This window comes from Rhizobiaceae bacterium, assembly GCA_023953845.1.
Taxonomy (GTDB): domain Bacteria; phylum Pseudomonadota; class Alphaproteobacteria; order Rhizobiales; family Rhizobiaceae; genus Arvimicrobium.
Window position 1 is genome coordinate 1327272 of sequence record JAMLJC010000001.1, and the last position, 14925, is coordinate 1342196.

Below are 14925 nucleotides of genomic sequence, written 5' to 3' on the forward strand. Positions count from 1 at the left end.
TACCTAGAGGTGTGCCGCAACGATGGCTCCGACCCGCACAGACGCGGCTGCGACATGCAGCATTCTGTTCCTTCACGCCCTCAGGGCATGCCACTCCCGATACAGCCGCAACGCGCGTCTGATGTCCGATTTCTTGCCTGCGCTGAAAGCCTGCAGGTCCAGCGCCTCTTCCAGGCGCCGCGCCTCCGTCCCTGCACAGGCGATCGCCCGGCCGCCGAGCAGCTCGTGAGCCTTGCGCACCCGCCACTTCACGTTGGCGACGAGCTGGGGTGCAAGTTTCCGGGACTTCGCCAGCCACTGGCCGAAGTTACCCGGCACCTCCGGCCACGTCTGGCCATGGTGGCGTCGCAGGATCTCGGTTCCGATGATGCGAGCCATGGGAGCTGGCACCGCGTTCGCGATCATCTGGTCCACGTCCCGGCTGCGGCAGCCGGACCAGTCCCAGTTCCTCGGAAATCCCTGGATGCGGGAGGTGTCGGACTGCGTCAGCACGGTGGCATTCGCCGCAGGCGCCGGATCGGCAGGATGGGGATTGTCGAGATATGACTGACGAGGGCGCTCCCGGGAGGTCCTCACGATGGCCGGCGCGGCTTCGTCGAGGGAAAATACCCCGCGCCCGTCGAAGTAGGGCCGCATGAATACCGCCTCGACATAGTTGGAGTCACCTGGATGCGGCACGTAGGTGCTCGGCTGCGGCCGCCTGGCATTGCGGATCGTCGGGTTCGGCTCGTCTGCCGACCACACGCCACGTCGACCTGGCGAGCGGGGATGGTTGTAGACGTGATCCCCGAGGCCATCGCCGAACAGCTCCCGCAGGGACATCGGCCTGGCAGCCGCTGCCTTCCGGATCGAGGAGTCCATGAAACCGTCGCGCTCGCCGCGTCGTCCGATGACCAGCAGGCGCTTCCGGCGCTGAGGGACACCGTAATAGGCGGCATCCACCACGATCTCGGTCATCCCGTAGCCTGCCCGGGATAGCATCTCCTTGCCGTCCAGCCAGGCGGCGGAGTTCCTCGCCCTCTGGACATTCTCCATGACAAACCATTCAGGGGATGCGGCGCACACGTACAGCGCGAATATCCTGGTATGATTCGCGCGCTCTCCTTCGGTCCGGAGACCCGCTGGCGAGAAGTCCTGGCAGGGCGGACCGCCTACGATGATGTCGGGCCTGAGCGCCGCTATCCGGGGCGCGAAGAGGGCGACATCCGTCAGGTCGGCTTGGGTCGCGTGATAACCGACATTCCGGTTATAGACGGCGACTGCCGCGGGACTGGAATCGTATGCCGCCAGCATCCGGAAGCCCGCCTGCCGGAGGCCCAGGGACATGCCGCCGGCGCCTGCATAAATCTCGACCGCTGTCATCGACGATCGGCCGACGACCTCGGAAGAAGCCGATCCCGTGAAAATCCCCTCGGTGTCCCGATACAATTCTGCCCACTCCCCTACACCCCGAATCTCAATGACCGGGTGATGGTTAAGGGATGACGAATCCGCCGTGAAGCGCAGCGGCACGCATTGAATGTCGCATCTATGTTGATGCACATGCCATTTCTGTCGATCTGTTGTCCTTTTTCTCCGAGGCAGGCAGCGTGCGAGCAGTCGTATGTCGGTCATCGAAACGTCGTAACGTGGTCGTTTCAGCTTGAAGCCTTCCTCGGGTTGTCGAGGAAATCGTGACCGAAGGCGATCCGCTGCGATCGAAGGTCTAGGGAACAGTCGGCGAGCCGGCGCTCTGGGTCATCGGCCGCTACAGGATGGGGTTCAGGATAGCGCCGACGGTCCGTCGTCGCTGCCGACCGTGCCCATAGAGTAAGACCTGCCGGAAGGCCTCGGCACGCGTGTGGCAGGATGGCTGTTGGACGGCTTCTGCGCCCGATGGTGCACAAGCCGAATGGCAGCGGATGCCGCGCGGCATTTCCAACGTGCCCGCGAGCCTCCACTCGGCCACCGCATCGCTGAACGATGCCCAACCTGTCGTAGTGGCCGATGCGCTTCATACAGATTCATTCATCGCGTAAGTCGCGAATGTTTTCAGTTTTCCGACATTAAGCCACGGTTGTTTTCGGAATGTCTCCGCTTGCCCTTGCTAAAGCCTGCACGAGCGAGCATATTCTTAAGTGCCAAAAGTTTTCGTCTTGACCCATTAAGTTCCGATTGTTTTCAGAATATCGGATGCCGCGATGCCTAAGGAGCAAAAATGAGCGAGTTCCCCGAGTTCGTGCTGTCGACAAAGGAGAATTCTCTGAAGGTCTCGCGCGCTGTCGCGGCGAAGAGGTTGCGCGAGATCGGAAGCCGCCTTTACACGACCCACATGCTCGAGGACCGAGTGACGCTTGTCCGCCGCAACGTCTGGAAGATCGTCCCTCTCTATTTTCCTGACGCCATCGTTGCCGACCGGACCGCCCTGGAGCAGAAGCCTGCCGATGATGGTTCCGTGTTCCTGATTGCCAGAACCAAACGAGATGTCAATTTGCCAGGGATCGTTATCCGCTCCCGCAAGGGACATGGCAGAATAGAAGGCGACTACCCGATGCGCGCCAACTTGTACTGCACGTCGCTTGCCCGTACATTCGTCGAAAACATGGTGCCGTCCAGGTCGAGAAGCGGGATTGCCAGGACAGCTTCACGAACGGAGATCGAAAATCACCTTCTCAACCTATACCGCAGCGGCGGCGAGACAGGCATCAACATCCTGCGTGACCAGATCAAGAAGGTCGGGAAGGAACTTGGGCTGGCAGATGAAGCCCAACAGCTAAGCTCCATGATCGGCACATTGATCGGCACTCAGGAAGCCAGGCTCACATCGCCGGCCGTGGCCGCGCATTTATCCGGAGAATCCTACGACCCGCAGCGGGTGGACCTCTTAAACAAGATTCACGACGTTCTCAGAAGCAGGGCGCCCCAGGCCCCCCTCCTATCCAGCCTCACGCCTGGAGCGGCGATCAATCAGGCTTTCTTCGAATCCTACTTTTCCAACTTCATCGAAGGAACGGAGTTCGAGCTCGACGAGGCCGAGGACATTATCTTCAAGGGAGCCATTCCCGAGGAACGGCCTGCCGATGCCCATGATATCGTAGGTACGTTCGAAACGATTTCGGACCCCGCCGACCATGGGCGCGTTCCTCTAAGCTTCGATGATTTCGTCACGCTCCTGAAGAGCCGGAACAAACGCATCATGGACGCACGGCCGGAGAAATCGCCTGGCCAGTTCAAGACGAAAGACAACAGGTTCGGGATGGTAGCCTTCGTCAAATCCAGTGAGGTCGTCGGGACGCTCCGGGAAGGTTTCAAGATCTACCAGCGTTTCGACAGCGCCATCGATCGAGCGATCTTCATGATGTTCCTGGTCGCCGAGGTTCACCCGTTCAACGATGGCAATGGCAGAACTGCCAGAATCATGATGAATGCGGAACTGACGGCAGCAAAGGAAACAAGGATCATCATTCCGACCGTCTACCGATCGAACTACCTTGAAGGGCTTCGGATGGCGACCAATGCCGGAGACCCACACACGCTCATCAGAACGCTTGAATTCGCGCAGCGTTACGTCCACGCGATCAATTGGTCGACCATCGAAAGGGCGACGTCCCTTCTTTCAAAAACGAACGCTTTTGTCCGCCCGGAAGTGGGGGACCGAGAAGCGATCAGACTTCGTCTCCCACGTCCGGAAGATGACGAGGACGGCAGCGGGGGAGACATGTCGGGCGGACCAAGGCGCTAGCGCCCCGGCCGCCGGGAGAGGGACGGATCGCGGTCGGCCCGTTGCCATGGCAGGCCGCTCCCTCGCATTCCGACGAAGGCCAAGATGGCTCGACATCCCCGCAGCGGTCTAGCGCTGGTACGTCTCAGGCGATCTCGTGAACGCCTCCTCGCAACGCGTCGAGCAGAACCAGTGCACGGGCGGATGCGATCTTGCATACGCGGAATATGGCGCGTGCATCCTGCAGACCGGGTCGATCCAGGCAACGTCCACGGCGTCGGTCATCTGGATCGAGAAGAGCGGGACCCTGGTGGCCACGGATCGAAGCGAGGCTTGGCCCAGCGGCTCGACGGATATCCCTTTCGCTTCCGCCAGTTCCGCGATCGGCTGCGTGGCGAGCAGTCGGCCTGCCGATGTAGAAGCAACGATGCGAGAGGCGATGTTGACGGTGGCGCCGAAGAAGTCGGCATCCCTTCGAATGACAGGCCCATAGTGCACTCCGGCCCTGACAAGAGGGAGCCGTGGGTCGGCCCGGCATTTTGGAAGGAGATCGGCAAGCGCCCGAAGGGCCACATCAGGATTCGGGAAGGCAAGCATGGCCTCGTCGCCGATCCATTTCACCAGCCGCCCGCCATGTTCGAGGGCTTCGGTCACATGTTGCTCAAATGCGATCAGGATGGCGAGTGCGGCTTCGTCGCCAAAGACATCCGTGATCGAACTGAACCCCGACAGGTCAACGAACGCTATCGCCGCTGACGGTCCCCATTCTTCGGCCGACCCAAGCCGTTCTTCGGTATCCATCGTCTTGTCTTTCAAGGCACCAGCGACATCCTTATATCGCGACATCCGCGATTGGTGCCAGCACCGGTCCGCTGCCATTCGGTGAATGCGCGAGGAGGACCACGCCGCAGGCAGTAGGCGAGACCGACCCACGGAAGGGGCCACCAGCCGAAAGCGCCCTCGGTCGCGATTCGACCCGCGTCGTCTCCTGAAACACGACTTCCATCGTCAGGACGCTGTCAGCCTTGAAGAGGACAGGGCTGCTCTGGAAGGCGGGGGACGCTGCTGAGGCGCGCGACCGACCCTTGGGAGGCTATCTCGGTGGCATCATGAACACGCTGGCTCCGGAGCCCGGGATACCCAGCCAGCAGGGACCCGATGCGCAGACGGTCGACTGACAACTCGATGTCGTCACAATGGCCGTCAAGGTGCCGCAGAGCTGCCTCGCCTTCATTGCTGGAACGTCGAGCTGACGAGGGCGGCTGGTGTTCGCTTGCCTTATCCAAGAATTCCGAGCGTTGCGGCAGCGACGGCCACGTAGCGGGCCGCCTTGGCGACCGCGACGATCGCCACGAAGCTCCAGAACGGCTCTCGAAGGATGCCCGCGGCAACGGTCAGGGCATCGCCGCCGACGGGTGCCCAGCTCAGCAGGAGGCTCCATCGTCCCCAGCGGCGGTACCACCCGCTTGCGCGGCCCAGGACCGAAGGACTGACAGGAAACCATCTTCTGTCGCGGAGGCGGTCCACGCTGCGTCCAAGGGCCCAGTTCAGGACGGCTCCGAGCACATTGCCGACGGTGGCGACTGCAACCAGCAGGGCGGGAGAATGCGTGCCCGCCGCTAGAAGTCCGGCGAGTACCGCCTCCGATTGCGCCGGCACGATCGTGGCGGCAACGAACGCCGCCGCAAACAAGCCTCCAAGGATTCCAATGTCACCCATGGAGGAGGCCTTCGACTGCTGCACTGATCACGAAGCCAGAACCTTCGTCGGAATCAAGGGAAGCAGGGTAGCGCCGACGACGAGTCAGATGCCGCCCATGCAGAGATATTTCATTTCGAGATATTCCTCGATTCCATGGCGGGACCCCTCCCGGCCGATGCCGGACTGCTTCATTCCGCCGAAAGGCGCGGCTTCCGAGGACATGCGGCCTGTGTTGATGCCGACCATGCCATATTCGAGAGCCTCGGCGACACGCCAGACGCGCTTCAGGTTGGATGCAAAGAAGTATGCGGCGAGCCCGTAGATGGTGTCGTTGGCCTCATGCACGATCGCGTCGGCATCCTCGAAGCGGATGATCGGTGCCAACGGGCCGAATGTCTCCTCCTGCGCCACCTTCATCTCCCGGGAGACGTCGGTGAGGACCGTTGGCTGGAAGAACGTGCCTTCCTTGCCGATACGATTGCCCCCGCATTGCACTCTGCCGCCTTTCGCCACGGCATCGGCGATGTGGGATTCGATCTTGGCCAGCGAGTGGCCATCGATCAGCGGTCCGACGGTTACATCCGGATCGAAGCCGTCGCCGACGGCAAGGCGGCGGACCTTCTCCACGAACTTGCCGACGAACTCGTCATGGACATCCGACTGGACATAGAGGCGGTTCGCGGAAACGCAGGTCTGCCCGGCGTTCCGGAACTTCGCCTGAATGGCGCCGTCGACGGCCGCGTCGACATCGGCATCGTCGAAGACGATGAAGGGCGCGTTGCCGCCGAGCTCCAGGCTGACCTTCTTGATCTGGTCCGAGCACTGGCGCATGAGCAGCCGCCCAACCTCGGTCGAGCCCGTGAAGCTGATCTTGCGGACCTTGGGGTTTGAACAGAGTTCGCGGCCGACCGCATCGCCTTCGGATGCGTAAACAAGATTGAGAACGCCTTCAGGAAAGCCAGCCTGCTCGGCCAAGGCGAACATAGCGCCCGCAACGAGCGGCGTCTGCTCAGCAGGCTTGAGCACGATCGCGCAGCCCGCGGCAAGAGCCGGCGAGATCTTGCGCGCCACCATCGAGGCGGGAAAGTTCCAGGGAGTGATCGTGCCGACGACGCCGATCGGCTGCTTGATCACAAGCATGCGGCGGTCAGCCGAAGGGGCGGGGATCGTCTCGCCATAGATGCGGTTCGCCTCTTCCGCGTACCACTGCACGTAAGCGGCTGCATGCGACACCTCCGACCGCGCTTCGGCAAGCGGCTTGCCCATCTCGGCGGTCAGTATCGCAGCAAGATCATCCGTATGGGCGACGATCAACTGATGCCAGCGCCACAGCATGTCGCTTCGCTCGCGCGCGGTCAGCGCCGCCCATCGAGGCTGCGCGGCATGCGCACTGTCGATGGCCGCGCGGGTCTCCTCGATGCCCATGTCAGGCAGCTCTGCCAGCAACGCGCCCGTCGACGGGTTGAACACCTTGAACGTCCGCCCGCTGACGGGCCTACCCAGCGAACGCGCGCGGCCTATGGCATTGAAAAGGTCCGGCGATTTCATGCGGTCGGACAACGGATAGTGTAAGGGCAATGCCTGACTCCTTCTCAGGGCGGGCGGGTGTCTGTTTACTGGCGATGCCGTGTACTCCTCACGACAGGGCGGCGCATAGGGCCTTAGGCCACATGGAATAGACACCAGGGAGAAATGCCCGTCGTGCAGGAAGGGTGCGGCGATTGAGCGCGTTGGGAGAGGTCGCCGCTTCGGTTCCACTTCAAGGCTCAGCCGCGCCGTGCACGGACACAGGAAGCGAGCCGCGGCCTTGAACTCACACCATAGGTAGCGCGGCGCGGCGGCCCGCAGTCGGGGACGAACCTTGCAGACGGCGGTTCTTCGCACCGGAGGAGCCGCTCATGGATGCCGAAGCGTCGGGCTCCAACCGACTGCTGGCCGGGGAACACACACCCCTGTGCCCCCGACGCATGGGCATCTTCATGCTCGGAACCATGCGGGGAATGTATCCGAACAGGAGGGCCAACCTGGCACTCTGGCGATTAGGGGCTTGAGCTTCCACCTGCTGGAGGGTTTAGGTTCACGCGACTCGAGCCAGGAGCCCCGCGATGAACATAGGCACCGCAGCCGCCAGGTCCGGTCTTCCCGCGAAGACCATCCGATACTACGAGGACATCGGCCTCCTGAAGCCGGACCGCGCGCTCAACGGCTACCGCGACTACTCGGCCGCGGATGTCCATCGCCTTCGGTTCCTCCAGCGGGCGCGTGGCCTGGGCTTCTCCGTCGAGGAATGCAGGCAGCTCCTGTCGCTTTATGGCGACGCACACCGGGAAAGCGCCGAAGTGAAGGCGATCGCCTTGGCCAGGCTCGAGGACATCGACAGGAAGATAACAGAACTATCGGCCTTGAGGACCATGCTGCGGCACCTGGTCGACAACTGCCATGGCGACCACAGGCCCGAATGCCCGATCATCGATGGCCTCGCCGGACCGAGCGGTCCGCACTAGGCGGCGATGCTTATGGAAACGCGGGCGATGGCGGTTGAGCTGACGATGGGCGATCCTGCGGGGATCGGGACGGAGATCGCCCTCAAGGCCTGGCTGACGCTCCCCGACCGCACCGCCCTCGATGCCTCGAGGGCGTTGCCATCCGGATCCTGGATGATCTGAAGCGCGACGGCGGGTTCGCCGTCGAGAAGGCTGCGCAACGCGTAGGAGTCGGTGCCCAGCTCCACCCGCGCTACATCGCGCAGCCGTGTCGTCTGCCCGTCCGGGCCAGTGCTGACGATGGTCCCGCCGAACTGTTCTGAAGACCGCAGTCGGCCCTTCGCGTTCACCGTTACCTGGAACTCGGCCGACGAATCCGGCTGCTGCCCGATTCCGCCCGCCGCTACCTGGACGTTCTGTTCGCTCACGGCATCGATCACGTCCGATGCGGTCAGCCCAGGAGCGGCAGGCAACGACTCTCATCTGCCGCGCCCACTATCCCGCGATGCAGTCGCTGATCGGCTTCCTCGCAGACGAATGCTGCACAGCTGCTAGCAGTCGTATGTCGATCATCGAAACGTCGTAACGTGGTCGTTTCAGCTTGAAGCCTTAGGGTCCAGTACGCAGGCGATTCCTGTCCCTGCATCAGCCACGCTTTCTGCCTAGATGTCGAACGCATCGGCCCGGGTCCTCTTTCATGAGGCCCGGGCCGACAGAGGGTGGCGCCGCAGCGGTGCCAACCAGGCTGTGGCGCTTTCGCCAGCCGCTAGGAGAGCGACCGCGGGTCCAGCGGCAGTTCGGGCATCCCGAAGGGTTCGCTCGTCTCCGCGCACCGGCGGCGCTCCCTTTCCACGATGACCTCCCAACGCTGTCCCGTTGCGGCATGGAAAGCACGGAGGCGCTCCAGCGGCTTTTCCAGGTGCGCGAACACCCGCCGCTTGATCGCTTTGGCCGAGCCACCGCTCGAGAGCGGGACCACGCGCGCCTGCCGCCGGAAGGGGTCGCCGTCGAACGCGAGTTCCGGCTTCAGTGCCGGGTCATCCGGCAGGAAGAAGACGGCCGGCGACCAATAGGTGATCGACCGGGCTCCCGGGAGCAGGGGGATCATCGTCGTCCGGTGCGCGTAGGTGCAGTAGCTGCCGGGGCGGGAGATGTCCTCGTCACCACAGGGACGGTCCGTGACCTCGGTGCGTCCCTGGGCGAAGCGGGCATGGAATTCGCGGCCGTCATCGTCCTTGGGCCTGGCATAGTCGGGCAGCGGAGCCGCATGGGTGCGGAACGCGTCCGCGATAAGCTTGTTGATCTGGTCGTGCATCTGGATCTCCCATGGTTGAATTCCGTGGGTCCGCCATCGGAGCCGCACGGCAGAGGGGCCAGTGGCCAAACGAGGTCGTTTCGATGCTGGGAGAGGTCTCGTCCGGGGGCACGTTGCTCACCCGGGGCATCGCGCTTCTAGCCGCGACAGCCGATGAGATCCAGATCCCTGGTCAGACAATCACTCGGCACGGTGAACCGTTCATGAACCAGGATGGCGATGGGGACGTGGGTCTCTGCACCCAGGACAGAGCGGAACGCAAGGCGGGAGTACACGCGGGGAACCAGACCATGAACGCCGGGTTCGCCGATGGCAGCATCAGCCGAGCGCATGTTGCGCCTGCCTTGCACGGAAGCAACGGGTGGTGAACAGAAGCGTTGAGTCGGCAAGCCGTGTCCCGCTTGTGTCGCCAGGGCCGCCGAACCCGAAACCGGATTATCAGAACTGAAAAAGGCAGCTCCCTCTCGAGGCTGCCTTTTTGATTCACCCTTAGGTGATAACTTTGCAGACCCTCTCGGGCCAGTGCGATCGTAACCGCAGTTCTAATATATTCCGTCACACTTCCGTAGTCAAAGACTTCGACCGTTCGCCCGGTGCGGTGAGTTCCTCGAGAAGCTGCCATGCCCGCTCCTCGATTTGGGCCTCATGTCTTCGGAGAAGCGGTCGATCAGCCTGTAAACCTTTGAAAGCGACGTTCCGCCTTTGAAGGATAGACTGTCGCCATGCTCACTCCCATACAGGACGCCGAGTGCCCAGACGACCATGATATCCTTTTCCAGAATCGAGGCGGGCCGCCCGATCTGCTCCGCCGCATAACCGAGCGCATCCCGACGATCCTTGAGGGAGTGCTTGAAAAAGCGCTCAGGCAACGCGTTCCGCCTCTTCCACAGCCTTGACCACCCATTCTGGAAGTCTCGATCTTGCCCGCTTGATCTTGGCCCATTCCGCTGGCCCTAGCACGCGGCGGATCTTCACGGCGCTTTCCTTGCCTCTTTCCTTGCCCATGTAGGCCATGGCCCGGATAGCTTCCCCTGCAGGCTGGTTCGGCAGGATGGTCTGCCACTCGGGCGCGTGCCGCACCTCGACTGGATTTGTGCCGAGCTCGAGGCGTCCGGGTTGACCGGGTGTCAGATATACCTGCCGGATCGGCTGCTGCGTGGTCAGCCCAAGACGGTTCGCCGCCACGGCGCCGTGCGGTACGATCCGCTTCCTTTTGGCCTTCGAATAAGCACGGACCACCTTCTCCGGCGAAGGCGGATATGACCCGAACTTCCCGCGCACGGGCACAACGTACATGCCTCGGGAAATCCGGATGATCTCGCCGGCCCTGGCAAGGCGGGAAAGGGTCTGGTCGATCGCGCCACGGGAAGCAATTCGTTCAAGCGAACGAGCGCTTACGATCGAACCCTCCTTCTTGCTCTTGAGCGCGTGGCGCACTTTCTCCATGATCGTCATGGCTCTCTCCTGTCAGAAAGACTTGTCGACGTTTCTGACAAAGATCAAGGGTTACGCCTGAAATTCCAGAGGCTTGTTAGTCAACCGCAAACGCGACCTTCACCTTTGGGTTCCGACATGGCAGCCGCTGGTCAAGGGTCCGGTGGTGCGTGCGCAGAAGAACTCCTGCTGTCCTGGTCGGCCAGCAGGACTTCACGTTGCCATCGGGCTGCACGTCCTGAACGGTTTCTCACGCCAGGCAGGACCACCCCACGGCAGCCGTTCGGTTGGCGAGTGGCGGGCCTTCGGCCGTCGTAGCGATTCATCACTGCTATGCGATTGTCCTTGTAAGACTATCCGCCAGCCTCGGGAACGATGTCCCTTCGAAGGCTGAACATTGGTATCCTTCGAAAGGAGATTGACATGCTTCGCAGAACCGCGGCGGTCCTTGCCGCTTTCCTCGCTCTCGTAGGCCCGGCGGCCTCTCATGACTTCACGGCCGGAACGATCGAGATCCGCCACCCCTGATCCCGTCCGATGCCGCCGTCGGCCCCTGTCGCCAGCGGCTACATGACCCTGACGAACTCGGGCGCGGAGGCCGACCGCCGGGTCGGAATCTCGTCCCCTCTTTCCGAGCCGGCCGAGATCCACCGCTCCGCGATCGAGAACGGCGTGGCCAGCATGCGGCCTGTCGACGGCCTTCCCCTGGAACCCGGAACGACCGTGGATTTCGCCGCCGAGAAGCTGCACGTCATGTTCATCGGCCCGAGCGGCAGATGAAGGATGGCGACAGACTCCCGGCCACGCTCGTGTTCGAGAAGGCGAGCCGTCGAGATCGAGTTCGTCGTCCAGCGTCGGCAGGGGAGGCCGCCCCAGCTATCGCCCGGCCGTAGCCCGTCACAAAGCTGACACATCCTGTATAATATCCTTAGATCGAGAAAGGCAGATGAATGGATAAAGAAGCAGCTCTTGCAGCCTTGGCGGCTCTCGGCCAGGGAACTCGTCTCGACATCTTCCGGCTCCTCGTGAAGGCAGGCCCTGAAGGACTCCCCGCAGGCGAGATCGCGGAGCGTCTCGGAACCGTCCAGAACACGACCTCTTCGCACCTGAAGATCCTTTCGCAGGCCGGACTGATCCGCGCCGAGCGCGACGGGCGGAGCATCCGCTATGCCGCGGACATGACAGGGTTCCGCGATCTGCTGGCCTTCCTGATGGAGGATTGCTGCACCGGCGCGCCGGAACTCTGCCGTCCGGTGATCGACGCCATTACCTGCCGCTGCTGAGCAGCAACGCCGCCTGAAGGATTCATCATGACAGACACGACACTTGCCGAGCCTCGCGAGGCGCCAGCCGCCATCGGCTTCTTCGAGAAATACCTGACCCTGTGGGTCGCCCTATGCATCGTGGCAGGCATCGCGCTGGGCTATCTGGCGCCGAGCTTCGTCGGAACGGTCGCACAGGCCGAGGTGGCCCGCGTAAACCTGCCGGTCGCCGTCCTGATCTGGCTGATGATCGTGCCCATGCTGCTGAAGGTCGACTTCGGCTCGCTGGCCAAGGTGGCGACCTATTGGCGCGGCATCGGCGTCACGCTGTTCATCAACTGGGCGATCAAGCCGTTCTCCATGGCACTGCTCGGCTGGCTCTTCATCGGCTGGCTGTTCCGGCCCTACCTGCCAGCCGACCAGATCGATTCCTACATCGCGGGGCTGATCATTCTGGCGGCCGCGCCCTGCACGGCGATGGTGTTCGTCTGGTCGAACCTGACCCGAGGCGAGCCGAACTTCACCCTCTCGCAGGTCGCCTTGAACGACGCGATCATGATCGTCGCCTTCGCGCCGATCGTCGGCCTGCTCCTCGGGCTGTCGGCAATCACGGTCCCATGGGACACGCTGCTCCTGTCGGTCGTCCTCTACATCGTCCTGCCCGTGATCGTCGCGCAGGTCCTGCGTCGGCAGCTCCTTTCGAGAGGCGGACAGGCCTCGCTCGACCGCCTGCTTTCGCGGATGCAGCCGCTTTCATTGATCGCGCTCCTCGCGACCCTGGTCCTGCTCTTCGCCTTCCAGGGCGAGCAGATCGTCTCGCAGCCGATGGTGATCGCCTTGCTCGCCGTGCCGATCCTGATCCAGGTCTACTTCAACTCGGGGCTCGCTTACCTCCTCAACCGGATCTCGGGCGAGCGCCACTGCGTCGCCGGACCTTCGGCGCTGATCGGGGCTTCCAACTTCTTCGAGCTGGCGGTCGCCGCCGCCATCGCGCTGTTCGGCCTGCAGTCCGGAGCGGCCCTCGCGACGGTCGTAGGCGTGCTGGTCGAGGTCCCGGTCATGCTGTCGGTCGTCTGGATAGTGAACCGTTCAAAGGACTGGTACGAGCGCGGCCCTGCGGTGAAGCGGGCATCCTGACGGAGGCGATCATGACGATCACTATCTACCACAATCCCGCCTGCGGCACGTCCCGCAACACGCTTGCCATGATCCGCCAATCCGGCGAGGAGCCCGAGGTGATCGAATACCTGAAGGCACCTCCCTCGCGGGAGAAGCTTGTCGAGCTGATCGCTGCGATGGGGATTTCACCGCGCGGTCTCCTGCGCGAGAAGGGAACGCCGTATGCGGAGCTCGGGCTCGGCGATCCCAAGTGGAGTGACGACGAGCTGATCGACTTCATGATGGAGCATCCGATCCTGATCAACCGACCGATCGTGGTGACACCTCTTGGCGCGAAGCTATGCCGCCCCTCCGAGGCCGTGCTCGACATCCTGCCGAACCCGGACATCGGCCCCTTCACCAAGGACGACGGCGAAGTCGTGATCGACAGCGACGGCAGGCGCGTGCGCTGACATCGCGTCGCTGACTGCCCGGCACCTGTACGGATGCGTTGATCCAGATAGCGCCGTGTGGGAGACGGTGGCGTTCCGGAACTGATCGGAAGGAGCTTGCCACCGAGATTGTGGCGAGGGCGGAGAGCGGAATATGGAAGCTAGCAAGAAGGTGGTCGGAAGCGCCGGGGAGGTGTTTCGGGTCTTCCTTGGGTTGGGCCTGACATCCTTCGGCGGTCCCGTCGCACATCTCGGCTACTTCCGGGAAGCCTTCGTAGTCCGCCGGAAATGGATGAGCGAGCAGGCCTATGCAGACCTCGTTGCCCTCTGCCAGTTCCTGCCCGGCCCCGCGTCAAGCCAGATCGGCATGGCGATCGGTCTGCGGCGTGCGGGCTACCTCGGTATGCTCGCGGCCTGGGCCGCGTTCACGCTGCCCTCCGCGATCCTGCTGGTCGCCTTTGCCTTCGGGGCGGCGGCTGTCGGCGCAGAGAGCGGCGCGGGCTGGGTACAGGGGCTCAAGGCGGCCGCGGTGGCCGTGGTCGCGCATGCGGTGCTCGGCATGGCGAAAAGCCTCGCTCGGGACAGGGAGCGCGGCACGATCGCCGTGCTCGGCATGATCATCGCAATGCTGATCCCGACTGCCATCGGACAGGTCGCGGCAATCCTTGCGGGCGGACTGGCCGGGTTTGCATGGCTGCGGGCACCCGATGTCGACAATGGTGTGCACGAGGTTCTGGGCGTGACGGTCGGCAAACGGGCGGGCGCGGCCTTCCTGCTGGTCTTCCTTGTCCTCCTGATCGTTCTGCCCGCGCTCGCAGCCGCCACAGGCGACGGGGCGTTGCGAATGGCCGACAGTTTCTACCGGGCGGGGTCCCTCGTGTTCGGCGGAGGGCATGTCGTCCTGCCGCTGCTCCAGGCCGAAACGGTGGAAACCGGGCTTGTCAGCCGTGAACTATTCCTCGCCGGCTACGGTGCCGCCCAGGCTGTGCCGGGCCCGCTCTTCACCTTCGCCGCCTATCTCGGAGCCGTTCACGATACCTGGCCCGACGGGATCGTGGGGGCATCGATCGCGCTCACTGCGATCTTCGCGCCATCGGCGTTGCTGGTGCTCGGTGGATTGCCCTTCTGGGACGGACTCAGGACATCGCCGACTGCGCGCCGCGCGCTGATGGGGGTAAACGCGGCGGTCGTCGGCCTTCTGGCAGCCGCCCTCTACGATCCTGTCTTCAGCGAAGGTGTCACATCTTCCGTTGCCATGGCAATCGCGGCGGTCTCCTTCGTTGCCTTGGCCGTGTGGGCCGTTCCGGCCTGGGCCGTGGTAGTTGCCGCCGGGGGACTTGGCTGGGTGCTGCTTTAGAGGGTCGAGTGGGAATCCGGCGACAGCCTGCAGGCAATCCTCCGGCAGGCGGATGAGGCTCATCACGCCTCATTATTTCGACGATCATCGAAATTCATTTGACGATCGCATTTGCCTCAGCCA

The 14925-nt window shown here is 63.1% G+C and carries 14 protein-coding genes and 2 pseudogenes; 8 read left to right on the forward strand and 8 right to left on the reverse strand.

Annotated features, from left to right (window positions below; genetic code table 11):
• Positions 1 to 72 precede the first annotated feature (72 nt).
• Entirely contained in the window at positions 73 to 1512 is a 1440-nt protein-coding gene (locus M9955_06645) for a DNA cytosine methyltransferase (protein MCO5081324.1), read from the reverse strand.
• Positions 1513 to 2197: 685 nt separating this feature from the next.
• Between M9955_06645 and M9955_06650 the strand changes: the two genes are divergently transcribed.
• Complete coding sequence (locus tag M9955_06650) at positions 2198 to 3721, forward strand: Fic family protein (protein MCO5081325.1); 1524 nt, start codon at positions 2198 to 2200, stop codon at positions 3719 to 3721.
• Positions 3722 to 3829: 108 nt separating this feature from the next.
• On the opposite strand, the gene M9955_06655 is transcribed toward M9955_06650, so the two are convergent.
• Positions 3830 to 4516, reverse strand: a complete 687-nt coding sequence (locus M9955_06655; GenBank protein MCO5081326.1) for a hypothetical protein — start codon at positions 4514 to 4516, stop codon at positions 3830 to 3832.
• Positions 4517 to 4725: 209 nt separating this feature from the next.
• Here M9955_06655 and M9955_06660 point away from each other — a divergent pair, with 209 nt between their 5' ends.
• Entirely contained in the window at positions 4726 to 4878 is a 153-nt protein-coding gene (locus M9955_06660) for a hypothetical protein (protein ID MCO5081327.1), read from the forward strand.
• Positions 4879 to 4978: 100 nt separating this feature from the next.
• On the opposite strand, the gene M9955_06665 is transcribed toward M9955_06660, so the two are convergent.
• Both M9955_06665 and M9955_06670 read right to left on the reverse strand, forming a co-directional pair.
• Positions 4979 to 5419 (reverse strand): DedA family protein, encoded by a 441-nt coding sequence (locus M9955_06665; protein ID MCO5081328.1) that lies wholly within the window; start codon positions 5417 to 5419, stop codon positions 4979 to 4981.
• A gap of 84 nt (positions 5420 to 5503) precedes the next feature.
• Positions 5504 to 6949: an NAD-dependent succinate-semialdehyde dehydrogenase gene (locus M9955_06670; protein ID MCO5081329.1), complete on the reverse strand. Its 1446-nt coding sequence runs from the start codon at positions 6947 to 6949 to the stop codon at positions 5504 to 5506.
• A gap of 557 nt (positions 6950 to 7506) precedes the next feature.
• Here M9955_06670 and cueR point away from each other — a divergent pair.
• Positions 7507 to 7905, forward strand: a complete 399-nt coding sequence (cueR, locus tag M9955_06675) for a Cu(I)-responsive transcriptional regulator (GenBank protein MCO5081330.1) — start codon at positions 7507 to 7509, stop codon at positions 7903 to 7905.
• Positions 7906 to 8009: 104 nt separating this feature from the next.
• On the opposite strand, the pseudogene M9955_06680 reads toward cueR, so the two are convergent.
• The 4 genes and pseudogenes from M9955_06680 to M9955_06695 form a co-directional block, all read right to left on the reverse strand.
• Positions 8010 to 8357: pseudogene (locus M9955_06680) on the reverse strand (efflux RND transporter permease subunit).
• A gap of 293 nt (positions 8358 to 8650) precedes the next feature.
• Positions 8651 to 9199, reverse strand: coding sequence for a hypothetical protein (locus tag M9955_06685; GenBank protein ID MCO5081331.1), 549 nt, complete (start codon positions 9197 to 9199; stop codon positions 8651 to 8653).
• 644 nt (positions 9200 to 9843) lie between these two features.
• Positions 9844 to 10068, reverse strand: a pseudogene (locus tag M9955_06690) (nucleotidyl transferase AbiEii/AbiGii toxin family protein).
• A complete protein-coding gene (locus M9955_06695) occupies positions 10061 to 10654 on the reverse strand; it encodes a type IV toxin-antitoxin system AbiEi family antitoxin domain-containing protein (protein MCO5081332.1) in 594 nt (197 codons plus the stop codon). The pseudogene M9955_06690 and the gene M9955_06695 overlap by 8 nt, the downstream one beginning before the upstream one ends.
• Positions 10655 to 11170: 516 nt before the next feature.
• Between M9955_06695 and M9955_06700 the strand changes: the two genes are divergently transcribed.
• The 5 genes from M9955_06700 (at position 11171) to chrA (ending at position 14802) form a co-directional block, all read left to right on the forward strand.
• Positions 11171 to 11413 (forward strand): copper chaperone PCu(A)C, encoded by a 243-nt coding sequence (locus M9955_06700; protein MCO5081333.1) that lies wholly within the window; start codon positions 11171 to 11173, stop codon positions 11411 to 11413.
• Between the two features lie 170 nt (positions 11414 to 11583).
• Positions 11584 to 11916: a metalloregulator ArsR/SmtB family transcription factor gene (locus M9955_06705; GenBank protein MCO5081334.1), complete on the forward strand. Its 333-nt coding sequence runs from the start codon at positions 11584 to 11586 to the stop codon at positions 11914 to 11916.
• 72 nt (positions 11917 to 11988) lie between these two features.
• Positions 11989 to 13032: an ACR3 family arsenite efflux transporter gene (arsB, locus tag M9955_06710; protein ID MCO5081335.1), complete on the forward strand. Its 1044-nt coding sequence runs from the start codon at positions 11989 to 11991 to the stop codon at positions 13030 to 13032.
• Positions 13033 to 13043: 11 nt separating this feature from the next.
• Positions 13044 to 13466, forward strand: coding sequence for an arsenate reductase (glutaredoxin) (arsC, locus tag M9955_06715; GenBank protein MCO5081336.1), 423 nt, complete (start codon positions 13044 to 13046; stop codon positions 13464 to 13466).
• 133 nt (positions 13467 to 13599) lie between these two features.
• The gene (gene chrA, locus M9955_06720; GenBank protein MCO5081337.1) at positions 13600 to 14802 is read left to right on the forward strand and encodes a chromate efflux transporter; all 1203 of its coding nucleotides are present in this window, start codon (positions 13600 to 13602) and stop codon (positions 14800 to 14802) included.
• Positions 14803 to 14925: the final 123 nt, after the last annotated feature.

Bases quoted from the DNA above. Each gene is read 5' to 3' on its own strand.
- chrA (MCO5081337.1), top strand. From the start codon at position 13,600: ATGGAAGCTAGCAAGAAGGTGGTCGGAAGCGCCGGGGAGGTGTTTCGG.
- M9955_06695 (MCO5081332.1), bottom strand. From the start codon at position 10,654: ATGACGATCATGGAGAAAGTGCGCCACGCGCTCAAGAGCAAGAAGGAG.
- M9955_06700 (MCO5081333.1), top strand. From the start codon at position 11,171: ATGCCGCCGTCGGCCCCTGTCGCCAGCGGCTACATGACCCTGACGAAC.
- M9955_06705 (MCO5081334.1), top strand. From the start codon at position 11,584: ATGGATAAAGAAGCAGCTCTTGCAGCCTTGGCGGCTCTCGGCCAGGGA.
- M9955_06685 (MCO5081331.1), bottom strand. From the start codon at position 9,199: ATGCACGACCAGATCAACAAGCTTATCGCGGACGCGTTCCGCACCCAT.
- M9955_06670 (MCO5081329.1), bottom strand. From the start codon at position 6,949: ATGAAATCGCCGGACCTTTTCAATGCCATAGGCCGCGCGCGTTCGCTG.
- arsC (MCO5081336.1), top strand. From the start codon at position 13,044: ATGACGATCACTATCTACCACAATCCCGCCTGCGGCACGTCCCGCAAC.
- M9955_06665 (MCO5081328.1), bottom strand. From the start codon at position 5,419: ATGGGTGACATTGGAATCCTTGGAGGCTTGTTTGCGGCGGCGTTCGTT.
- M9955_06650 (MCO5081325.1), top strand. From the start codon at position 2,198: ATGAGCGAGTTCCCCGAGTTCGTGCTGTCGACAAAGGAGAATTCTCTG.
- cueR (MCO5081330.1), top strand. From the start codon at position 7,507: ATGAACATAGGCACCGCAGCCGCCAGGTCCGGTCTTCCCGCGAAGACC.